Source organism: Cronobacter universalis NCTC 9529 (assembly GCF_001277175.1).
Lineage (GTDB): Bacteria > Pseudomonadota > Gammaproteobacteria > Enterobacterales > Enterobacteriaceae > Cronobacter > Cronobacter universalis.
The window spans coordinates 2,406,867-2,428,698 of record NZ_CP012257.1 but is presented as its reverse complement, the minus strand read 5'-3'; the positions used below and the strand labels follow the sequence as shown (position 1 = coordinate 2,428,698).

Sequence of the window (21,832 nt, the reverse complement as noted above, 5' to 3'; positions counted from 1 at the left end):
GACAGGTAGTGCTGTAAGCCGTATTTATCAGGCCGGGGTTGCGCGCAGAGGCTGTTTCTTAAGATTACGGAGCGTGGCGGCATTCATGAGCCGCGCTTCTGTGTCCCGCCGCAATCAATTCATCAGCCTGGTTTGCAGAAGGCAAAAAAAACCCGCCAGGCGGCGGGTTTTTACGCTCAGACAATAACCTTAAACGGTTTTCTTCGCTTTTTTGTCCGCTTTCGCGACAGGAGCGGCTTCGGCTTTCACTGCCTCTGCGCCTTCCTTATATTCGCGACCGTAGAAGCTATCCAGCAGAATCTGTTTCAGCTCGGCGATCAGCGGATAACGCGGGTTAGCGCCAGTACACTGGTCATCGAAGGCATCTTCAGAGAGCTTGTCGACATTAGCCAGGAAGTCAGCTTCCTGAACGCCTGCTTCACGGATAGATTTCGGAATACCCAGTTCAGCTTTGATGCTTTCCAGCCATGCCAGCAGTTTCTCAATTTTCGCTGCGGTACGGTCGCCCGGAGCGGAGAGACCCAGATGGTCAGCCACTTCAGCATAACGACGACGCGCCTGCGGACGGTCGTACTGGCTAAACGCGGTCTGCTTGGTCGGGTTATCGTTCGCGTTATAGCGGATAACGTTGGAGATCAGCAGGGCGTTCGCCAGACCGTGCGGAATGTGGAACTGTGAACCCAGTTTATGCGCCATAGAGTGGCACACGCCCAGGAAGGCGTTCGCAAACGCGATACCGGCGATGGTGGCCGCGCTGTGTACACGTTCACGCGCTACCGGGTTTTTCGAACCTTCATGGTAGGACGCCGGCAGGTTTTCTTTCAGCAGTTTCAGTGCCTGCAGCGCCTGGCCATCGGAGAATTCAGACGCCAGTACGGAAACGTAAGCTTCCAGCGCGTGGGTGACCGCATCCAGGCCGCCAAAGGCGCAGAGCGATTTCGGCATGTCCATCACCAGGTTGGCGTCGACAATCGCCATATCCGGGGTCAGCGCGTAGTCCGCCAGCGGATATTTCTGGCCGGTTTCGTCGTCGGTAACTACTGCAAACGGTGTCACTTCAGAACCGGTACCGGAGGTGGTGGTGACGGCGATCATTTTCGCTTTCACGCCCATTTTCGGGAACTTGTAGATACGTTTACGGATATCCATAAAGCGCAGCGCCAGCTCTTCGAAGTGGGTTTCCGGGTGTTCATACATGACCCACATGATTTTCGCGGCATCCATCGGGGAACCGCCGCCCAGCGCGATGATAACGTCCGGTTTAAAGGAGTTCATCAGCTCGGCGCCTTTGCGTACGACGCTCAGCGTCGGGTCAGCTTCGACTTCAAAGAACACTTCAGTTTCAACGCCAGCCGCTTTCAGCACAGAGGTGATCTGATCGGCGTAACCGTTATTGAACAGGAAGCGGTCAGTCACGATCATGGCGCGTTTGTGACCATCAGTAATCACTTCATCCAGCGCAATCGGCAGTGAGCCGCGACGGAAGTAGATAGATTTCGGAAGTTTATGCCACAACATGTTTTCAGCTCGCTTAGCAACGGTTTTCTTGTTGATCAGGTGCTTAGGACCAACGTTTTCAGAGATGGAGTTACCACCCCATGAGCCGCAACCCAGCGTCAGAGACGGTGCCAGCTTGAAGTTGTAGAGATCCCCGATACCACCCTGAGAAGCCGGCGTGTTGATAAGAATACGCGCGGTTTTCATTTTGTCGCCGAAGAAGGTGACGCGAGCCGGCTGGTTATCCTGATCGGTGTACAGGCAGGAGGTGTGGCCGATACCGCCCATCGCGACCAGTTTTTCCGCTTTTTCTACCGCATCTTCAAAATCTTTCGCGCGGTACATCGCAAGGGTCGGAGAGAGTTTCTCGTGAGCGAACGGCTCGCTTTCATCAACCAGCGAGACTTCGCCAATCAGAATCTTGGTGCTGGACGGCACGTTAATGCCTGCCATTTCCGCGATTTTCACTGCCGGCTGACCAACGATAGCCGCGTTCAGGCCGCCGTTTTTCAGAATGATATTTTGAACTGCTTTCAGTTCAGCGCCCTGCAGCAGGTAGCCGCCGTGGCTCGCAAAACGTTCGCGCACCGCGTCATAGACTGAATCAACAACGATAACTGACTGTTCAGATGCGCAGATAACGCCGTTGTCGAAGGTTTTCGACATCAGGATAGAAGCAACGGCGCGTTTGATATCGGCGGTTTCGTCGATAACAACCGGGGTGTTACCGGCGCCTACGCCGATAGCAGGTTTACCGGAGCTGTAGGCTGCTTTCACCATGCCCGGGCCACCGGTGGCCAGAATCAGGTTGATATCCGGGTGATGCATGAGCGCGTTAGACAGTTCAACGGAAGGCTGATCAATCCAGCCGATCAGGTCTTTCGGCGCGCCGGCGGCGATGGCGGCTTGCAGCACGATATCCGCTGCTTTATTCGTCGCGTCTTTCGCACGCGGATGCGGGGAGAAGATGATCGCGTTACGGGTTTTCAGGCTGATCAGCGATTTAAAGATGGCGGTAGAGGTCGGGTTAGTCGTCGGAACGATACCGCAGATGATGCCGATAGGTTCAGCGATGGTGATAGTACCAAAGGTGTCATCTTCATCGAGGATGCCGCAGGTCTTCTCATCTTTATAGGCGTTGTAGATATATTCAGAAGCAAAGTGGTTTTTGATCACTTTATCTTCGACGATACCCATTCCGGATTCGGCAACGGCCATTTTAGCGAGGGGGATTCGAGCATCTGCAGCGGCCAGAGCGGCGGCGCGGAAGATTTTGTCAACCTGTTCTTGGGTGAAGTTGGCATATTCACGCTGGGCTTTCTTGACGCGCTCGACGAGGGCGTTTAGTTCAGCGACATTAGTAACAGCCATAATGCTCTCCTGATAATGTTAAACTCTTTTAGTAAATCATCTGCTCGAAACGACAGTATAGTCAGCCCCAAACAGCGCGCGTTACAGACAGGTTTACCAGCACAACGACCCTAAACCCCCGCTGATTTACTAAAAGAGCCTTGCCCGAAAACATTTCTGTGGGAAATGTCTTACTCCCTGGCGGCATCATCAAGATACTCACTTCTGGTTATCAAAAGCGTGATCTAAATCAATTTAACCCCATGCTGACTCCTTTCAGCAGCCCTTATAACGGCAATTCAGCGATGGTTAATATATTTGCTACAGTTGTAGAAACTTAAATTACCATAAACTCAACAAAAGCATAACACAGGTCGACGCGGTCAAACGGGCGTAAGATCAGGAATGTATAAAGGTGCAATGGCGTAGCGTAAGCAGGGGTTTTGGATTACATTACGCACGCCGTTGCCTTACCAATCTGCGGAGCTAACCTTGAATTCGATGCTGTTTGATTTGCCTACGTTTTTTAAATTCTTTATTGGCCTGTTCGCGCTGGTAAACCCGGTGGGCATCATTCCTGTCTTTATCAGTATGACCAGCTACCAGACGGCGGCGGCGCGCAATAAAACCAATCTGACGGCCAACCTTTCCGTCGCCATCATTCTCTGGACATCGCTGTTTCTCGGCGACGCCATTCTGCAGATTTTCGGCATCTCGATTGACTCTTTCCGAATCGCGGGCGGCATTCTGGTCGTTACTATCGCGATGTCGATGATCAGCGGGAAACTTGGCGAGGATAAACAGAATAAGCAGGAGAAATCAGAAACCGCGATTCGCGAAAGCATCGGCGTGGTGCCGCTGGCGCTGCCTCTGATGGCGGGGCCGGGGGCCATCAGTTCGACCATTGTCTGGGGCACCCGTTTTCATAGCTGGCAATATATGCTGGGCTTTACGGTTGCGATTGCGCTTTTCGCCGCGTGTTGCTGGGGCGTGTTTCGCCTCGCGCCGTGGCTGGTTCGTCTGCTCGGGCAGACCGGCATCAACGTCATTACCCGTATCATGGGCCTGTTGCTGATGGCGCTGGGTATTGAATTTATTGTGACAGGTATTAAAGCGCTCTTTCCGGGTCTGGTAAGTTAGTCGTTTTCTTTCCCTGTATAAGCGGAGCGGAAGCTTCGCTTTTTTCTTTTATTATTAGCATTTCCTATAACGCCCTACATTCCTCTTTTTTCTTCATAACTTTATCTGATATCTGGCAAAGCATTATTAAAACAATGAATTACAGTGTCAGTGACATCCTCTGCGTTCATAAATAAAGCAATCAGTCTGTTATTTTTATCACATGATACTTTGAGTATTGATGCGGGTTTAACGAAATGATATTAGTAAATTCATCGCCACCACAGATAAATGTGCTAATTTTTGTTCAATTGTTAATTTTATGTTGTGAGGCGCTGTGAGCGAAGTGACACGGCACATCTTTAGCGCGAAATCAGGTTAACTGGCTGATTGGTAAAAAGAAAAGCAAAGCTTTCGCGCTTTTTTGCCGGGTTGGCGGTGCGACTTCTTTCGCGACAAAAGAGAAGCGGTTAACAAATTTGTAAATTGTATTGGCGCACAATTCACGCATTTGATACTTTCCGGCAAAACATTTGCCTGCGAATTATCAGCAGACGAGAATGATTTTCGTATGAAAGCGCTTTCCTTCGACAGGTAGCGCGCAAAGAAACTGTCCTTAAAACAGGGAAGGGCAGTAAAGAATCGACGACAGGCTGCCAGAGAGCGGCCGTGATAAATAAAGTCGGTGATAGCAAGCTGTAAAAAAGAAAACCACCTGGCAGACGCGAAAGCTCCTGCGCTGCACAGGTCCCCATCAGGGGAGAACGGGCTGACTTTCGTCAGTAATAATAATGAGTGGAGTACCAACACAATGTCCATCATCACAAAAAAAAGTCTGGTAGCAGCGGGGATCCTTTCTGCGCTAATCGCGGGTAACGCAATGGCTGCGACTATTCCTGCGGGTGTGCAACTGGCGGAGAAACAGACGCTGGTGCGCAACAACGGTTCGGAAGTACAGTCGCTTGACCCGCATAAAATTGAAGGCGTGCCGGAGTCCAACATCAACCGCGACCTCTTTGAAGGTCTGCTGGTCACGGACGTAGAAGGCCACCCGAGCGCGGGCGTTGCCGAAAAGTGGGAAAATAAAGATTTTAAAGTCTGGACCTTCCATCTGCGTAAAGACGCGAAATGGTCCAACGGCGAGCCGGTCACGGCGCAGGATTTCGTTTACAGCTGGCAGCGCCTGGCCGATCCGAAAACCGCTTCTCCGTATGAAAGCTATCTGCAGTACGGCCATATTACCAATATCGACGACATCATCGCCGGTAAAAAACCAGCCACCGATCTTGGTGTAAAAGCGATCGACGACCACACGCTTGAAGTCACCCTGAGCGAGCCGGTCCCGTATTTCTACAAGTTGCTGGTTCACTCCTCCATGTCTCCGGTGCCGAAAGCCGTCGTTGAGAAATTTGGCGAGAAATGGACCCAGCCGGCCAACATCGTTTCCAACGGCGCGTACAAACTGAAATCCTGGGTGGTGAACGAGCGCATCGTGCTTGAGCGCAACGCCAACTACTGGGATAACGCGAAAACCGTTATCAATGAAGTGACTTATCTGCCTATCTCTTCTGAAGTGACGGATGTTAACCGCTACCGCAGCGGCGAAATCGACATGACTTATAACAACATGCCGATTGAACTGTTCCAGAAGCTGAAAAAAGAGATTCCGAAAGAAGTGCACGTCGACCCGTACCTGTGCACCTACTACTACGAAATCAACAACCAGAAAGCGCCGTTTAACGATCCGCGCGTCCGTACCGCGCTGAAGCTGGGTCTGGATCGCGATATCATCGTACATAAGGTGAAAAATCAGGGCGACCTCCCGGCCTATGGTTACACCCCGCCGTATACCGATGGCGCGAAATTCACCGAACCGGCCTGGTTCAAGATGACCCAGGAACAGCGTAACGCCGAAGCGAAAAAACTGCTGGCTGAAGCGGGCTATACCGCTGACAAGCCGCTGACGTTCGATCTGCTGTACAACACCTCCGATCTGCATAAAAAACTGGCCATCGCGGCCGCGTCCATCTGGAAGAAAAACCTGGGCGTGAACGTGAAGCTGGAAAACCAGGAGTGGAAAACCTTCCTGGATACCCGTCATCAGGGCAACTTTGACGTGGCGCGTGCGGGCTGGTGTGCGGATTACAACGAACCGACGTCCTTCCTGAACACCATGCTGTCCAACAGCTCAAACAACACCTCGCATTATAAGAGCGACGCGTTCGATAAAGTGATGCAGGAGACGCTGCAGGTAAGCGACGAAAGCCAGCGCAGCGAGCTCTACAATAAAGCGGAGCAGCAGCTGGATAAAGATTCCGTCATCGTTCCGGTTTATTACTACGTGAACGCCCGCCTGGTGAAACCGTGGGTCGGTGGTTACACCGGTAAAGACCCGCTGGATAATGTCTACGTTAAAAACCTGTATATTATCAAACATTAATGGCAATTCGTGGGGCAGGATCTTCTGCCCCACTGTGTCTTATTTTTCCGTGAGTCAAAGGCACACGCCAGAAGGTACGGGCAATGTTGAAATTTATTTTACGTCGCTGTCTGGAAGCGATTCCGACGCTGTTTATTCTGATTACTATCTCCTTCTTTATGATGCGTCTCGCGCCGGGCAGTCCTTTTACCGGCGAACGTAATCTGCCGCCGGAAGTCATGGCGAATATCGAGGCGAAATATCATCTTAACGACCCCATCATGACCCAGTACTTCAATTATCTGAAGCAGCTGGCGAAAGGTGATTTCGGTCCGTCCTTTAAATATAAGGACTATTCGGTTAACGATCTGGTGGCTTCCAGCTTTCCGGTTTCCGCAAAATTAGGCGCCGCGGCGTTTTTGCTGGCCGTTATTTTAGGCGTGGCGGCGGGGGTTATGGCCGCGCTCAAGCAAAATACGAAGTGGGATTTCGCCGTCATGGGGGTGGCGATGACCGGCGTGGTCATACCGAGTTTCGTGGTCGCGCCGCTGCTGGTGATGATCTTCGCGATCACGCTGCACTGGCTGCCGGGCGGCGGCTGGAACGGCGGGGCGCTGAAATTCATGATCCTGCCGATGGTCGCGCTGTCGCTGGCGTATATCGCCAGTATCGCGCGTATCACCCGCGGTTCGATGATTGAAGTGCTGCACTCCAACTTTATTCGTACCGCCCGCGCTAAAGGGCTGCCGATGCGCCGCATTATTCTGCGTCACGCGCTGAAGCCTGCGCTGCTGCCGGTGCTCTCCTATATGGGGCCTGCGTTTGTCGGCATCATCACCGGCTCGATGGTTATCGAAACCATCTATGGCCTGCCGGGCATAGGCCAGCTGTTCGTCAACGGCGCGCTGAACCGCGATTACTCGCTGGTGCTGAGCCTGACGATTCTGGTCGGCGCGCTGACCATTCTGTTTAACGCGATCGTCGATGTGCTGTATGCCGTTATCGATCCGAAAATTCGTTACTGACACTGGAGTACGCCATGATGTTGAGTAAGAAAAACAGCGAGGCGCTGGAAAACTTCAGTGAAAAACTGGAAGTAGAAGGACGTAGCCTGTGGCAGGACGCCCGCCGTCGCTTTATGCATAACCGCGCGGCGGTGGCGAGCCTGATTGTGCTGGCGCTGATCGCGCTCTTCGTGACCCTCGCGCCGATGCTGTCGCAGTTCAGCTATTTCGATACCGACTGGGGCATGATGTCCGCGCCACCCGATACCGAATCGGGCCACTGGTTCGGCACCGACTCCTCAGGCCGCGACCTGCTGGTGCGTGTCGCTATCGGCGGTCGTATCTCGCTGATGGTGGGCGTTGCGGCGGCGCTGGTGGCGGTGATCGTCGGTACGCTCTACGGTTCGCTTTCCGGCTATCTCGGCGGCAAAGTGGACTCGGTGATGATGCGTCTGCTGGAGATCCTTAACTCCTTCCCGTTCATGTTCTTCGTCATTCTGCTGGTGACCTTTTTCGGTCAGAACATCCTGCTGATTTTCGTCGCTATCGGGATGGTCTCATGGCTTGATATGGCGCGTATCGTGCGCGGCCAGACGCTGAGCCTGAAACGCAAAGAGTTCATCGAAGCAGCTCAGGTGGGCGGCGTGTCGACGGCCAATATCGTAGTGCGTCATATCGTGCCGAACGTGCTGGGCGTGGTGGTGGTTTACGCCTCGCTGCTGGTGCCCAGCATGATCCTGTTTGAATCCTTCTTAAGCTTCCTCGGCCTCGGTACGCAGGAGCCGCTCAGCTCCTGGGGCGCGCTGCTGAGCGATGGCGCCAACTCCATGGAAGTGTCGCCCTGGCTGCTGCTCTTCCCGGCGGGTTTCCTGGTGGTCACCCTGTTTTGTTTTAACTTTATCGGCGATGGCCTGCGTGATGCCCTCGACCCGAAAGATCGTTAAGGAGTGCCGCCATGAGCACCATTGAACTCTCTGCGCCGCAACAGACCGCGGCGTCTCAAGCGACGCTGCTTGACGTTAAAGATTTACGCGTCACTTTCGCGACGCCTGACGGCGATGTCACCGCCGTCAACGACCTGAACTTCAGCCTGCGCGCCGGCGAAACGCTCGGCATCGTCGGCGAATCCGGCTCCGGCAAATCCCAGACGGCGTTCGCGCTGATGGGCTTACTCGCCGCCAATGGCCGCATTGGCGGTTCGGCGAAGTTCAACGGTCGTGAAATCCTCAACCTGCCGGAGCGCGAGCTAAACCGCCTGCGCGCCGAGCAGATTTCGATGATTTTCCAGGATCCGATGACCTCGCTAAACCCGTATATGCGCGTCGGCGAGCAACTGATGGAAGTGCTGATGCTGCATAAAAGCATGAGCAAAGCCGAAGCGTTTGAAGAGTCGGTACGGATGCTGGACGCGGTCAAAATGCCGGAAGCGCGCAAGCGCATGCGGATGTACCCGCACGAATTCTCCGGCGGTATGCGCCAGCGCGTAATGATCGCGATGGCGCTGCTGTGCCGTCCTAAGCTGCTCATCGCCGATGAGCCGACCACCGCGCTCGACGTGACCGTCCAGGCGCAGATCATGACGCTTCTGAACGAGCTTAAGCGTGAATTCAACACCGCTATTATTATGATCACCCACGACCTCGGCGTGGTCGCGGGCATCTGTAATAAAGTGCTGGTGATGTACGCGGGCCGCACCATGGAATATGGCGCAGCGCGCGATGTGTTCTACGATCCGGCGCACCCGTATTCTATCGGTCTGCTTAACGCTGTCCCGCGTCTCGATGCGGAAGGCGAATCTCTGCTCACCATTCCTGGCAATCCGCCAAACCTCCTGCGCCTGCCGAAAGGCTGTCCGTTCCAGCCGCGCTGCCCGCACGCGATGGAAATCTGCAGCACGACGCCGCCGCTGGAAGCGTTCGCCCCTGGCCGCCTGCGCGCCTGCTTTAAACCGGTGGAGGAGCTGAAATGAGCACCGTAGCTGAAGAGAGAAAAGTTCTGCTCGAAGTGGCCGATCTCAAGGTGCATTTCGATATTAAAGATGGCAAGCAGTGGTTCTGGCAGCCGGCCAAAACGTTAAAAGCGGTCGATGGCGTGACGCTGCGTCTGTATGAAGGCGAAACGCTGGGCGTGGTGGGGGAATCCGGCTGCGGAAAATCCACCTTCGCGCGCGCCATAATTGGCCTGGTGAAAGCCACCAGCGGCCGCGTGGCGTGGCTTGGCAAAGATCTGATGGGCATGAAGCAGGAAGAGTGGCGCGACGTGCGCAGCGACATCCAGATGATTTTTCAGGATCCGCTGGCCTCGCTCAACCCGCGTATGACCATTGGCGATATCATCGCCGAGCCGCTGCGTACTTATCATCCGAAAATGCCGCGCCAGGAAGTGCGCGATCGCGTCAAAGCGATGATGATGAAAGTGGGCCTGCTGCCGAACCTGGTTAACCGATACCCGCATGAATTTTCCGGCGGCCAGTGCCAGCGTATCGGCATCGCCCGCGCGCTGATCCTGGAGCCGAAGCTGATTATCTGCGACGAACCGGTCTCCGCGCTCGACGTGTCGATTCAGGCGCAGGTGGTGAACCTGCTGCAGAAACTGCAGCGTGAGATGGGGTTGTCGCTGATTTTTATCGCCCACGATCTCGCCGTGGTGAAGCACATTTCCGATCGCGTGCTGGTGATGTATCTGGGACACGCGGTGGAGCTTGGCACCTATGATGAGGTTTACCATCATCCGCTGCACCCTTATACCCGCGCGCTGATGTCGGCGGTGCCGATCCCGGACCCGGATCTCGAAAAAAACAAAACCATTCAGCTGCTGGAAGGCGAGCTGCCGTCGCCTATCAATCCGCCGTCAGGCTGCGTATTCCGCACGCGCTGCCCGATGGCCGGGCCGGAATGCGCCCAGACGCGGCCGGTGCTGGAGGGCAGTTTCCGCCACGCGGTTTCCTGCCTGAAGGTGGACCCGTTATAATCGCAAGGGCTGGCAGGTGCCAGCCCTTTTCTTTAGCGAGGACAACGTGTCACGGATAACCGAATATCGTCAGCGCGCCTACCATTTCCTTTTCGATCAGCATCAACGCAGCGGCCGGCGCTTTGAAGCGTTGTGCGGGCTGTTCGCGCTCTTCAGCGTCATCGTCGTTTTTATCGAGTCCGGCATCGGCACGCAGTATCATCTCTCTTATGACGAATGGCATATCTTCGTCCTGCTGGAGATAGGCATTACGGGCGTCTTTACGGTGGAATATCTGCTGCGCCTGCTGGTCTGGCCGAATCCGGCGCGCTATGCGCTGAGCTTCTGGGGCCTTATCGATCTGGCGACGACGTTGCCGCTCTATGTGCTGTGGCTCTGGCCGGAACTGGGCCTTAACTATCTCTTTATCTGGCGAGCCTTACGCGCTGTGCGTGTGCTAAGGATCCTGAAGCTGCTGCGCATGATGTCATCGACCAGCATGCTGTGGCAGGCGATTGTCAACGCCCGCCATCAGCTCATTGTCTTTTACGCGTTTATTTCTATTGTCATGGTCATTGCCGGCGCGCTGATGTATGGCATTGAAGGGGCATCCAGCGGCTTTAATACGCTTGGCACCTCAGTCTACTGGGCGGTGGTGACGGTGACGACGGTCGGATATGGCGATATTACGCCGCATACCGCAGGCGGCCGCGCGGTGGCCTCGCTGCTCATTCTGATTGGCTATTCGGTGATTGCCATTCCGACCGGCATTATTACCTCGCAGATGACCAACGCGCTGGCGGAGAAAAAAGAGGCGCGGCGCTGCCCGGCCTGCGGGGCGAAATATCAGAAGCAGGCGAATTATTGTCAGGCGTGCGGAGTGAAGGTGACGGGCGGGAAGCCATAGCGCGGCGAAAAGCCGCGCCGGTTGCGGTTACTCACGCCACAGAATGTGGCACAGCTTGTGATCTTTTTCGCGGCACAGCAGCACGCGGGCGAAGACGTCGGTAATTTCATCGCCGTCTTTCTCCGCAAGGCCAATAACGACTTCCGAGAAGAAATCCGGGTTCAGATCGTAATCGACATGCGAAAGCCACTCTTCGGACGGATCGAACAGCTCCGCGCCGCCGCGTTCTTCAAACTGTAAATTAAACAGAATGATATCCGCCGGATCGAGATTGTCCGCCGCCAGCTCCAGAAAAATATCGTAAGCCTGTTCGAGCGTTTCGTCTTCCGTCAGGCGGTTATTCAGATCCATTTCCATCGTGACTACCCCAGTAAATGATGTTGGGCACGTTTTACAGCAACGGGCTGAAGAAGTAAAACAGTCGCTCCACCACGCGCTGCCAGAACGGACGTTTTACCCACAGGCGCGCATCCAGCAGGCGCGAACGGGAGATATAATCATCCTGCACTTCAGCCAGATCGGCGCCAAAACCGGCGTCGTCGATAACCAGCGTAATTTCAAAGTTAAGCCACAGGCTGCGCATATCCAGATTGACGGTGCCGACCAGGCTTAGCTCGCCATCGACCAGCACGCTTTTGGTATGCAGCAGTCCGCCTTCGAACTGGTAAATTTTCACGCCCGCCGCCAGCAGCTCGCTGAAGAATGCGCGGCTCGCCCAGCCCACCAGCAGGGAGTCATTCTTACGTGGCAAAATAATACTGACGTCCACGCCGCGCTGCGCCGCCGTACAGATGGCGTGCAGCAGGTCGTCGCTCGGCACGAAGTAGGGCGTGGTCATAATCAGATATTCACGCGCCGCATACACCGAGGTCAGCAGCGCCTGATGAATAAGGTCTTCCGGGAAGCCAGGCCCGGAGGCGATGGTATGGATAGTGTGCCCGCTGGCCTGCTCAAACGGCATAACATTGGCGTCCGGCGGGGGCGGCAGCAGGCGTTTGCCGGTTTCAATCTCCCAGTCGCAGGAGTAGACGACGCCCATCGCGGTGGCGACCGGCCCTTCCATACGCGCCATCAAATCCACCCACTGGCCGACGCCCGCGTCCTGCTTGAAGTAGCGCGGGTCGACCATATTCATACTGCCGGTGTAAGCAATATAGTTGTCGATCATGATCATTTTGCGGTGCTGGCGCAGGTCCATGCGGCGCAGGAACACACGCATCAGGTTAACCTTCAGCGCTTCGACGACTTCGATACCCGCGTTACGCATCATGCCGGCCCAGGGGCTGCGAAAGAACGCGACGCTGCCCGCGGAATCGAGCATCAGGCGGCAGTGCACGCCACGCCGGGCCGCCGCCATCAGCGATTCGGCGACCTGATCGGCCATTCCGCCGGGCTGCCAGATATAAAAGACCATCTCGATATTATGGCGCGCGAGCTGGATATCGCGGATCAGCGCCTGCATTACGTCGTCGGAGGAGGTCAGCAGTTGCAGCTGGTTGCCCTTAACGCCCGCGATGCCCTGACGGCGTTCGCAAAGCTGAAACAGGGCGCTCGCCACCGCGCTGTTTTCTTCGGCGAAAATATGTTTACAGGCTTTAAGATCGCTAAGCCATTTCGCGGTCGACGGCCACATGGCGCGGGCGCGCTCGGCGCGGCGTTTACCCAGGTGCAGTTCCCCGACAGACAAATACGCGACGATGCCTACCAGCGGCAGAATATAAATGACAAGCAGCCAGGCCATGGCGGACGGGACGGCGCGACGTTTCATCAGGATGCGCAGCGTGACGCCCGCGATGAGTAGCCAGTATCCCAGAATGATCAGCCAACTCACTACCGTGTAGAAGGTGGTCATAGTTTAAAAATCCTTTAAAAAGCGTATCGTTAAGAGTTTACGCACAACCCTGTCGCGCTCCAATAAGAACCTGTCAGAAAAGGGCTGGTCTGCGGGCGGGAAGGGGCTATAATGACGGTTCTGTTTCAGTCAAGAGTATCAGAAATGAGGCGTAGTAGAACCGAAGTTGGGCGCTGGCGTATGCAGCGACAGTCTCAACGACGTAAAGCTCGCTGGCTGGAAGCACAATCCCGACGCAATATGCGAATTCACGCTATCAGAAAATGTCTTGTGAATCGTCAGCGCAATTCGTTGCTGTTCGCCATCCACGATCGCTAAACGTAGTGAAAGGGCACCGCCCGCGGTGCCCCGAAATATCCCTTCTGACAGCCTCCTGGTTCACCCGCAGTACCGCCATCCGAATTACGGCAAAATCCTCTTTTGTTCGCCGCATTACGCTTCCCGTCGTTAAGATAAATTTTGCGAAGCGACTTCCCGCGTCGCGCTAATGGGTTTAAATAAAATTAGGAATATTCTGGTATAAGAAATCGCCAGCCTGCGTGAGCTCAATTTAAATATTGGCTGTCTGGGATTATGCTGATGAAAACGGAATAATCATTTTCCTATCAATAACTTAAAATACTTTTCTAAACTTAACATAAATTCACAAATTGTAATATATGGTGTATTCCCGCCGGTGATAATTGCTCTTATGTAAAATGAAGCCTTTTTAATGTTATTTCCGGCGATTGTTTCTGGTCAGGCCAGGTTAGATTATCTCCATCGACAGCTTGTATTCCTACAGGTGCAAATTTCATCCGTGACTGCTGGAGCGTTTATGACTAAGCAAGAGGAATTTCTGACAGAAATCCATAAATTTTTGTTACGCAAGGGAGCCTGCGGCGCACGACCCAGAACCATTGAAGACAGAACATTAACGAGTGGAATCTTCGGCTTTGCTAAAGAAGCCGTGACCGTCAGCCAGCGCCTGCCTGAGAGCGTCTCCGCCTGCGAGGCGGCACGTCAGTTTGTGACGTCCCATAAAGGCCATAGCACGCGCAATCCTGCCCCGGCAACGGTGCTGCACCTGGTGCAGAGCGGCAAATAACGCCGCGAAAGGTAAAATGACCGCGCAAAAAAAGGGCACACCTGTGGTGAATGCCCTTTGCACTACGCAGCCTGTCGGCCGCGGTCAGAATACTTTTTTATAAGGCTTCACCGCGACGGTTTTATAGACGCCCGCGGCGATATACGGGTCTGCTTCAGCCCAGGCCTGCGCCTCTTCAAGCGAGGCGAACTCCGCAATCACCGTTGAACCGGTGAATCCCGCCGCACCCGGATCGTTGCTGTCAACCGCAGGCATTGGCCCTGCGGTCAGCAGACGACCTTCATCGCGTAACAGCTGTAAACGCGCCAGATGCGCAGGGCGCACCGACTGACGCTTGTCCAGTGAATCAGCCACATCTTCCGCGTAGATGACATAAAGCATGTCGGACTCCTTTTTATGAAACGGCAAGGTAAATAACGGTAGGTGAAAGCTGTCAGGTGTGCAACGCAAAGTTAAACAGCCTGTTAAATCCTTAACATCAAGGCGGGAATTTTCAGCGGTTCGCCAGAGAAACCGCCCGGAACCGGGCTGAGTTGTTGAATATGATTGCTATTTGCATTTAAAATTAAGCTCTCATTCATTCAGTGAAACGACTATGACTTCAATGACCCTTGATATGCCTCGCCGTTTTCCGTGGCCGACGCTGCTCTCCGTCGCGATCCACGGCGCCATTGTGGCGGCGGCGGTGCTTTATACCTCGGCAAATCAGGTGGTTGAGATGCCTGCACCATCGCAGCCGATTTCCGTAACGATGGTCGCCCCTGAATCGCTGGAGCCGCCGAAGCCTGAAGTCGTACAGCCGCCCCCGGCGCCTGTCGCCGAGCCTGAGCCGGAACCAGAGGTTGTACCGGAGCCGCCGAAAGAAGCACCGGTCGTTATCGAAAAACCGAAGCCGAAACCCAAACCGAAGCCGAAACCTAAGCCAGTTAAAAAAGTGGAAGAGGCGCCGAAGCGGGAAGTGAAACCGGCTGAGCCGCGCCCGGCGTCGCCGTTTGAGAATAATACGCCGACGCGCACCACCGCGACCGCGTCGCGCCCGGCACCCGCCGCGCCCGCGAATGTCGCGCCCGCCGGCCCGCGCGCGTTAAGCCGCAACCAGCCGCAATACCCGGCGCGCGCTTATGCGCTGCGAATGGAAGGGCAGGTTCGCGTGAAATTTGACGTCGCACCAGACGGCAGCGTGGAAAATGTGCAGATCCTGTCCGCTAAACCCGCCAATATGTTTGAGCGCGAAGTGAAACAGGCGATGCGCAAATGGCGCTACGAAGCCGGTAAGCCCAGCACGGGACTGATTGTGAATATCGTGTTCCGCATCAATGGCGGCGCTACCATGCAGTAACGCGGCATGTGAACAAAGCCAGAGCATTGTCTCTGGCTTTTTTATGCCATCACGCCACCGGCGGAAGCGGGCGCGGTTTGCCGTCGTCATCGACCGCGACATAGATGAACAGCGCTTCGGTCGCGCGGTAGCGCTGGCCAAGCGGCTCGGAAGAGACCTTTTTCACCCACACTTCAATATTAATCGTCACCGACGTGTTGCCGCGCTTCACGCAACGGGCGTAACAGCACACCACATCGCCAACCGCGACCGGGCGCAGGAACGTCATACCGTCGACGCGTACCGTCACCACGCGGCCATGGGCTATCTCCTTGGCAAGGATCGCGCCGCCAATGTCCATCTGGGCCATCAGCCAGCCGCCAAAAATATCGCCATTGGCGTTGGTATCGGCGGGCATCGCCAGGGTACGTAAAACCAGTTCACCTTGAGGAGTGGTTTGCTCTGTCGTCATGGGGCTTCTCAGCTAGTGTTATCAGTGAATTGCCTGCGGCCTGAAGGGCGCGAAGCGACGGTATAATAACACCGGTTGCGGGTGGGTGAAGGCTGGAAAAAACGGGAAAAGCGGGGTTATCTTGCTGTGGTGGAAGGGGAGGCGCGAACCTCCCCGGCTCTTATCAGAATGACATCGTCACACCGGCGTAGTAGGCGCGGCCCGGTTCGTTGTAGGTGGAAGCGCCTTCGTTTTCGCGATACAGCGTTTTATCGAACAGGTTGCTGACGCCGCCGTTAAGACGCAGATCTTTCGTCAGCGCATAGTTAACGCCCACGCCGACGATAGAATACGCGCCGACTTCTTTACGGGACAGATTGCCTCCGTCTTCGAGACGAATTTCCGCCGCCTGGCGCGGCTTCTGGCGACCGTAGAAGGTCCAGTTCAGGTTGGTGGAGAGCTTGTCAGTCACCTGCCAGTCGAGCATAGTGTTCACGGTATATTTCGGGATAACCGACAGCGGGTTGCCGTTCTTTTTCATCTCCGACTTGATCATATACGTGGCGTTGGTGCGCCAGTTTAGCGCGTCTTTCACCACCGGAATCGTCAGGTTGCCTTCCAGCCCTTCGACCACGGCTTTACCACCGTTTTCCCAGCGCAAAATATTGTTGCCATTAGAGGCGATGCCCACCACGCGATCGCCGGAAACGATTTTGTTGCGGTAGTCGTTACGGAACCACGTCAGGCCCGCGTCAAAACCGTCTTTGGTGTATTCCAGTCCCACCTCTTTGTTGATGCTGATTTCCGGCTTCAGATCGTCATTGCCGAGCAGATAGCAGCTGCCGCTCACGCCAATCGGGCAGCCGTTGCCACGCGTGGAGAGCAGATAGCCTTTGCTCGACTGATACAGGTTTGGCGCTTTAAAGGCGCGCGCGATACCGGCTTTCAGCTTCACGTTGTCGCCAAGCTCCTGAGAAACGTTCAGGCTCGGGCTCCAGTTGCCGCCAAACTGGTTGTGGTGATCGTAGCGCAGCCCCGGAATAACCGCGGTGCCGGGCAGCAGGTCGATATTATCTTCGAACCAGACCGCGCCCGTCGTGGCGCTGTTTTTACTGCTGCGCGAGGCGGCGTCGCCGGAGATGTCGCCAATGGTCGTGCCACTGGCATTGGTGGCCTGCATGGAAGCCGGATCGTTAAGCTCCTCGCGATCCCATTCGGCGCCGAGCGTGACCGTTTGATCCACCAGCAGCGTCAGCGGTACGTTGATTTCACTGGTGGCGCGATAATTTTCCAGACGGCTGGTGCTGTATTTTTCGTTGGTGATCATGCCTTCGACGCGGCCCGTGGTGCCCTCCTGAAGGCGGGTATTGTTGGTTTTTTCGTAATAAAAACCGGTTTTCGACTGGCCCCAGTCCCAGATGCCGTTATGGGTAATGCCGTAGCTCTGGCGATACATCCGGTTGGTTTCGTGGCCGTAAAGCGACGGAACAAGGCCGTTGGGGCTGGCGTTACTGTTGCTGTTCTGCGTGTCGCCCGCATAAATATTGCCCTGGCGGCTGTAGCCATATTCGAAATCCAGGATCTGCTCCGGGGTGATTTTCCAGGAGATAACGCTGTTGATGTCTTTGTTGCGCACGCCTTCGCGCCCGGCGGCGTAAGAGCCGTTCTGCGCGGTATTGATATCGTAATCGTCGGCGTCGGTTTTATTGATATTGCCGTACAGGCGCATCGTCAGCGCATCGCCCGCCAGCGGGCCGCTCAGGCTGAAATTCGCGCGGCGTGTCGCGCCTTCTTTGTCGTTTTCCGGCTGGTTAGTAAAAAGCGACAGTGAGCCGTGCCAGTCATTCGTCGGGCGTTTGGTGATGATATTCACCACGCCGCCCGCCGCGCCGCTGCCGTAACGCGCCGCCGCCGGGCCGCGCAGCACTTCGATTCGCTCGACCATTTCCGCCGGCACCCAGTTGGTATCGCCGCGCGTGTCGCGCTCGCCGCGCCAGCTATAGCGTACGGAATTGCGCGAGCTGACCGGGACGCCGTCGACCAGGATTAAGGTGTTTTCCGGGCCCATGCCGCGAATGTCGATCTGGCGGTTATTGCCGCGGCTGCCGCTGGCGCTGTTGCCGGTCAGGTTTACACCGGGCATTTTACGAATAATGTCTGAAAGGTCATTCACAGGCGGGTCTTTCTCGATGTCATCAGCGGTGATAATGGAGACGCCGGGCTGCTGTTTCAGCGCCTGTTCGGCCGTTGCCTGAACCACCATTACGTCGCCGTCGTTCATTTCCGCCGCCTGCGCCACACCAGCTCCGCTACCGAGAAGAGAGGCTACCGCCAGCGCAAGGGGTCTGCGAATGCCATGTTTTTTTTCAAACATTATCAATTATTCCATTATGTGTAGAAATGTAATCACCTGCCCGCATGATAATGATAATAATTATCATTACAACACGAGATCGGGATTCTCCATCATTTCTCCACAATTGCTTCATCATTGCGCAGGTGGCTGTATTGGCTTAAAAAAGGGGAGGGATTAAGGGGCGAAAGCGCAAAAAAAAACGCCCCGGGCGTTAACCACGGGGCGTTGTTTTCAGCAAAGCGGAAGGGCGGTTATTTCTCTTCCTGCGGCATATGGCGGTAGATGTAAACACCGCTCAGCAGGGTGAAAACCAGCGTCAGGCCAGGGATGCCAAACACTTTGAAATTCATCCATACCGCTTCCGGAAGCCAGAACGCGACGTAAATATTCAGCAGACCGCAGAAGATGAAAAAGAGCGCCCAGGCGATATTAAGGCGCGACCAGGCGTGCGGCGGCAGCGTGATCTCTTTGCCCAGCATGCTCTGGATCAGCGGCTTTTTCATTACCCACTGGCCAATCAGCAGCGCGCCTGCAAAAAGCGCGTAAATGATAGTCACCTTCCACTTAATGAATTCCGCGTTGTGGAAATAGATAGTCAGCCCGCCGAATACTGCGACCAGCACAAAGGTCACCAGCGTCATTTTTTCGACCTTGCGGTATTTGTACCAGCTATAGATCACCGCGAGCGCGGTGGCGACGATCAGCGCCGCCGTCGCCCAGAAAATGTCATGCAATTTATAGACGACAAAAAAGACGATCAGCGGCAAAAAATCGAGTAACTGCTTCATACATCGGTTCCGTAAGAAGGCCCGCGAGCGACCATCGCCGCGGGCAAAAAGGGTTATTCCCGGATAAGCATATACAACCGGAAGAGATAAATGAGGAGCAGCGCGGTCAGCAGGTTGCTCAGCGTTCCCGCGACAACCGCGCCGATTTGCGGCGTCAGCGCGGCAAACGCGGGCGCGAACAGCAGCAGGGCGGTGCGGGCCAGCAGCCACACCAGCACCGCCGGCGCGACCAGACGCATATTGCGCCACGCAAGACGCATGCTGTTACGCATCGCGCCGAAAATCCCGGCTTTATCCTGCGCCAGCATCACCGGCGCCAGAGAGAGCAGGATCGCGAGGATCACGCCCGGCACCACAACCAGCAGGATACCCATCTGCACCAGAAAAGTGGTCAGGAAGATAAGGATAAACAGGCGCGGCAGCAACGGGGCGGAGGCGCCGATAGCGCGCAGCGCGCTGACGTTCTGCCCGGCAGAGACCGCCTGAATAAGCAGCAGCACGCCGCCCACCAGCAGGGTATTGCCGAACATGCCGGAGAACGTCGACGCCGCTGAGGCTTTCAGCAGAACCTGCTGCTGCTCCGGCGTCATGTTCTGCACCAGTTCGAAAAGGCTGGCGCTATTGCTCAGCGCGTCGCCCTCGCTGAGAATCGCCAGCTGATCCGCGTCAGGCGTAAAGGCGTGGCCGAGAATCATAGAAATAAAGGCGCAAAGCAGCGCAATCAGCAGGATGGTTACGAGCTGATTGCGGAAAAAATTACCCGTGTCACGGTAAACGGATTTTGCCGTGATAGACATGCACTCTCCTTGGGTTGGCAGATATTATTCCGCCGGCAATTGTACCCTGGATGATGGCGCAGTGGCAGCGCTGTAAAGCGGCGCGGCGGGTAAGGAATTGTCAGGAAGCGGCGGCAGGCCGTAACGGGCGCGGGCGCGATTGCACGCCTCATTGATGACGCCGCCCTCGCCAGACATGGCGAACTCACGGCAGGGCGACGGCCGGTTTTCATACACCGTACAGCGCACCGCCTCGCCAGGCGTACCTTCCAGCGCCACGCAGCGGCTCTGCTTCTGGTTGGTGCCGCTCATGCAGCGCAGAAAAGGGGTGAGCGGCTCGGTAAGCGCCGCCGGGACAAGGCCGCCCGCGTCATCCGCTTCGGCCCAGTAGAAAGAGACACGAAAATAAGCACAACAGGCTCCGCACGTCATGCACGGGTTCAGATCGCTCATCATTCACCTGCAACTAAACAACGCATCGTTTCAACATTGTGAAGAAGCTAAATTATTCCCGGCAGGAACGACTTTCAAGAGGGGACGAGAGATATATTTTTAAGCCGTGAAAAGGGAAAAATTGACCTGAAATCAAATTCATCGAAGCAGCAAGGGTGGCAAAAATTAATTCAGATCAATGAATGTTAAATTAGCGGCCCGAATGTGATCTGTGTTGGATCACTTCTTAACTCGTAGTGAGTATATTCACCCGGCAAATAAAACCACAAAAGGGAAACGGGAATGAAAAAACTTATCGTGGCGCTGGCATTAGCGGGTTGTTTTTCGGGTATGGCCTCTGCGCATGAAGCGGGCGAGTTCTTTATGCGCGCCGGTACGGCGACCGTACGTCCGTCAGAAGGCTCTGATAACGTGCTGGGCATGGGCGGCTTTAAGGTCAACAACAATACTCAGCTCGGCCTGACCTTTACTTATATGGCGACCGACAATATCGGCGTGGAACTGCTGGCGGCAACGCCGTTCCGTCATAAAGTGGGCCTCGGCCCGACGGGCGATCTCGCGACGGTGCATCAACTGCCGCCCACCTTAATGGCGCAGTGGTATTTCGGCGATTCGCAAAGCAAAGTGCGCCCGTATATTGGCGCGGGCATTAACTACACCACGTTCTTTGACGAAGACTTCAACGATACCGGTAAAAAAAGCGGCTTAAGCGATCTGAGCGTTGACGACTCCTGGGGCGCGGCGGGTCAGGTGGGTCTGGATTACATGGTGAATAAAGACTGGCTGATTAACATGTCCGTCTGGTACATGGATATCGACACCACCGTGAAATTCAAGGCAGGCGGCCAGCAGCAGAATATCGATACGCGTCTCGACCCGTGGGTCTTTATGTTCTCGGCGGGCTACCGTTTCTGAGGCAACGCCCTCGCGTTTCTCAGCAATAAAAAAACCAACCTCGACGGGTTGGTTTTTTTATTGCTGCCGGGTGAAGCGGAAAACCGGCGTCTCGCATCTTGCTGCACTTAACATCCTGAAGCTCCGCGCCTCAGTTGAATGCGCTGGCGGCAGCCTGGCGCATAATGCGGTTGGCTTCATCCCATTTGCGGGCGTTTCGTTTGGTTAACGCTTCGCGTGCTGCGCGGCGAGCTTTATTCATCATATGCTGGTTAATCATCTTCACCTCCACCCTTTCCCGTAATCCAGCCAGACCGTTCTGGCTGCGATTGCGCGTTACGTTTTCACGCGGTTTATGGTCTGAAGTCAGTTGCCACATCCTCCTCCGGCGATCCTTCCGGGGCGGCGTCTGCGCCGCTGTATGTGGCTCCAACGCTTTCTGTCACCGAAACCTGCCGTCTCCTTTCCGGCGGGCCTGCAATTGCGGCCGGGCTTCGTTGTCATGAGAATAAGTTTTGGTCAGGAATGCGACGCCTGCCTTAAGATTTTGCTCAAAACGCGATCGTAATGCTGGACTCGACGGGGAAATTGTGAATGAAAAACGGGATGTCC

21 protein-coding genes are annotated in these 21,832 nt (G+C 55.2%); 11 read left to right on the top strand and 10 right to left on the bottom strand.

The window, feature by feature from the left end:
• Positions 1-189 precede the first annotated feature (189 nt).
• Positions 190-2,868: a bifunctional acetaldehyde-CoA/alcohol dehydrogenase gene (adhE, locus tag AFK65_RS11195; protein WP_038857023.1), complete on the bottom strand. Its 2,679-nt coding sequence runs from the start codon at positions 2,866-2,868 to the stop codon at positions 190-192.
• 480 nt (positions 2,869-3,348) lie between these two features.
• Between adhE and AFK65_RS11190 the strand changes: the two genes are divergently transcribed.
• From AFK65_RS11190 to AFK65_RS11155, 7 genes are all read left to right on the top strand, one after another.
• A complete protein-coding gene (locus tag AFK65_RS11190) occupies positions 3,349-3,987 on the top strand; it encodes a YchE family NAAT transporter (RefSeq protein ID WP_032804668.1) in 639 nt (212 codons plus the stop codon).
• Positions 3,988-4,777: 790 nt separating this feature from the next.
• Positions 4,778-6,406 carry an oligopeptide ABC transporter substrate-binding protein OppA gene (gene oppA, locus AFK65_RS11180; RefSeq protein ID WP_007698428.1) on the top strand — a complete coding sequence of 543 codons (1,629 nt, stop codon included), beginning with the start codon at positions 4,778-4,780 and terminating at the stop codon, positions 6,404-6,406.
• Positions 6,407-6,489: 83 nt separating this feature from the next.
• Positions 6,490-7,410 carry an oligopeptide ABC transporter permease OppB gene (gene oppB, locus AFK65_RS11175; RefSeq protein ID WP_004385003.1) on the top strand — a complete coding sequence of 307 codons (921 nt, stop codon included), beginning with the start codon at positions 6,490-6,492 and terminating at the stop codon, positions 7,408-7,410.
• 14 nt (positions 7,411-7,424) lie between these two features.
• Positions 7,425-8,333, top strand: a complete 909-nt coding sequence (gene oppC, locus AFK65_RS11170; RefSeq protein ID WP_004385004.1) for an oligopeptide ABC transporter permease OppC — start codon at positions 7,425-7,427, stop codon at positions 8,331-8,333.
• 11 nt (positions 8,334-8,344) lie between these two features.
• The gene (oppD, locus tag AFK65_RS11165; RefSeq protein WP_038857024.1) at positions 8,345-9,358 is read left to right on the top strand and encodes an ABC transporter ATP-binding protein; all 1,014 of its coding nucleotides are present in this window, start codon (positions 8,345-8,347) and stop codon (positions 9,356-9,358) included.
• Entirely contained in the window at positions 9,355-10,359 is a 1,005-nt protein-coding gene (gene oppF / locus AFK65_RS11160) for a murein tripeptide/oligopeptide ABC transporter ATP binding protein OppF (protein WP_007698422.1), read from the top strand. The genes oppD and oppF overlap by 4 nt, the downstream gene beginning before the upstream one ends.
• Before the next feature lie 46 nt (positions 10,360-10,405).
• A complete protein-coding gene (locus AFK65_RS11155; protein ID WP_038857163.1) occupies positions 10,406-11,245 on the top strand; it encodes an ion transporter in 840 nt (279 codons plus the stop codon).
• Positions 11,246-11,272: 27 nt separating this feature from the next.
• Here AFK65_RS11155 and AFK65_RS11150 read toward each other — a convergent pair whose 3' ends face one another.
• Both AFK65_RS11150 and cls read right to left on the bottom strand, forming a co-directional pair.
• Entirely contained in the window at positions 11,273-11,602 is a 330-nt protein-coding gene (locus tag AFK65_RS11150; RefSeq protein WP_004385008.1) for an HI1450 family dsDNA-mimic protein, read from the bottom strand.
• 34 nt (positions 11,603-11,636) lie between these two features.
• Entirely contained in the window at positions 11,637-13,097 is a 1,461-nt protein-coding gene (gene cls, locus AFK65_RS11145) for a cardiolipin synthase (protein ID WP_007698419.1), read from the bottom strand.
• A gap of 144 nt (positions 13,098-13,241) precedes the next feature.
• Here cls and AFK65_RS21055 point away from each other — a divergent pair, with 144 nt between their 5' ends.
• Together AFK65_RS21055 and AFK65_RS11140 are read left to right on the top strand one after the other, a co-directional pair.
• Positions 13,242-13,415, top strand: a complete 174-nt coding sequence (locus AFK65_RS21055) for a YciY family protein (protein ID WP_100207185.1) — start codon at positions 13,242-13,244, stop codon at positions 13,413-13,415.
• 499 nt (positions 13,416-13,914) lie between these two features.
• Positions 13,915-14,184, top strand: coding sequence for a hypothetical protein (locus AFK65_RS11140; protein WP_007698414.1), 270 nt, complete (start codon positions 13,915-13,917; stop codon positions 14,182-14,184).
• 84 nt (positions 14,185-14,268) lie between these two features.
• Here the strand turns inward: AFK65_RS11140 and AFK65_RS11135 are convergent, their stop codons facing one another.
• Positions 14,269-14,565, bottom strand: a complete 297-nt coding sequence (locus AFK65_RS11135; protein WP_007698412.1) for a YciI family protein — start codon at positions 14,563-14,565, stop codon at positions 14,269-14,271.
• A gap of 223 nt (positions 14,566-14,788) precedes the next feature.
• Here AFK65_RS11135 and tonB point away from each other — a divergent pair, with 223 nt between their 5' ends.
• Positions 14,789-15,523, top strand: a complete 735-nt coding sequence (tonB, locus tag AFK65_RS11130; RefSeq protein WP_032804663.1) for a TonB system transport protein TonB — start codon at positions 14,789-14,791, stop codon at positions 15,521-15,523.
• A 49-nt stretch (positions 15,524-15,572) separates the two neighbouring features.
• Here tonB and yciA read toward each other — a convergent pair whose 3' ends face one another.
• The 5 genes from yciA to AFK65_RS11105 form a co-directional block, all read right to left on the bottom strand.
• Positions 15,573-15,974: an acyl-CoA thioester hydrolase YciA gene (yciA, locus tag AFK65_RS11125; protein WP_007698407.1), complete on the bottom strand. Its 402-nt coding sequence runs from the start codon at positions 15,972-15,974 to the stop codon at positions 15,573-15,575.
• A 163-nt stretch (positions 15,975-16,137) separates the two neighbouring features.
• On the bottom strand, positions 16,138-18,327 hold the full coding sequence (locus AFK65_RS11120; RefSeq protein WP_007698404.1) for a TonB-dependent siderophore receptor: 2,190 nt from the start codon (positions 18,325-18,327) through the stop codon (positions 16,138-16,140).
• 233 nt (positions 18,328-18,560) lie between these two features.
• Entirely contained in the window at positions 18,561-19,097 is a 537-nt protein-coding gene (locus AFK65_RS11115; RefSeq protein ID WP_007698402.1) for a septation protein A, read from the bottom strand.
• Between the two features lie 53 nt (positions 19,098-19,150).
• Positions 19,151-19,894, bottom strand: coding sequence for a YciC family protein (locus tag AFK65_RS11110; RefSeq protein WP_007698401.1), 744 nt, complete (start codon positions 19,892-19,894; stop codon positions 19,151-19,153).
• Positions 19,895-19,918: 24 nt separating this feature from the next.
• Positions 19,919-20,326, bottom strand: coding sequence for a YkgJ family cysteine cluster protein (locus AFK65_RS11105; RefSeq protein WP_007698399.1), 408 nt, complete (start codon positions 20,324-20,326; stop codon positions 19,919-19,921).
• A 282-nt stretch (positions 20,327-20,608) separates the two neighbouring features.
• Here AFK65_RS11105 and ompW point away from each other — a divergent pair, with 282 nt between their 5' ends.
• On the top strand, positions 20,609-21,241 hold the full coding sequence (ompW, locus tag AFK65_RS11100) for an outer membrane protein OmpW (RefSeq protein ID WP_007698394.1): 633 nt from the start codon (positions 20,609-20,611) through the stop codon (positions 21,239-21,241).
• A 130-nt stretch (positions 21,242-21,371) separates the two neighbouring features.
• On the opposite strand, the gene AFK65_RS11095 is transcribed toward ompW, so the two are convergent.
• Complete coding sequence (locus tag AFK65_RS11095; protein ID WP_007698390.1) at positions 21,372-21,599, bottom strand: hypothetical protein; 228 nt, start codon at positions 21,597-21,599, stop codon at positions 21,372-21,374.
• Positions 21,600-21,832: the final 233 nt, after the last annotated feature.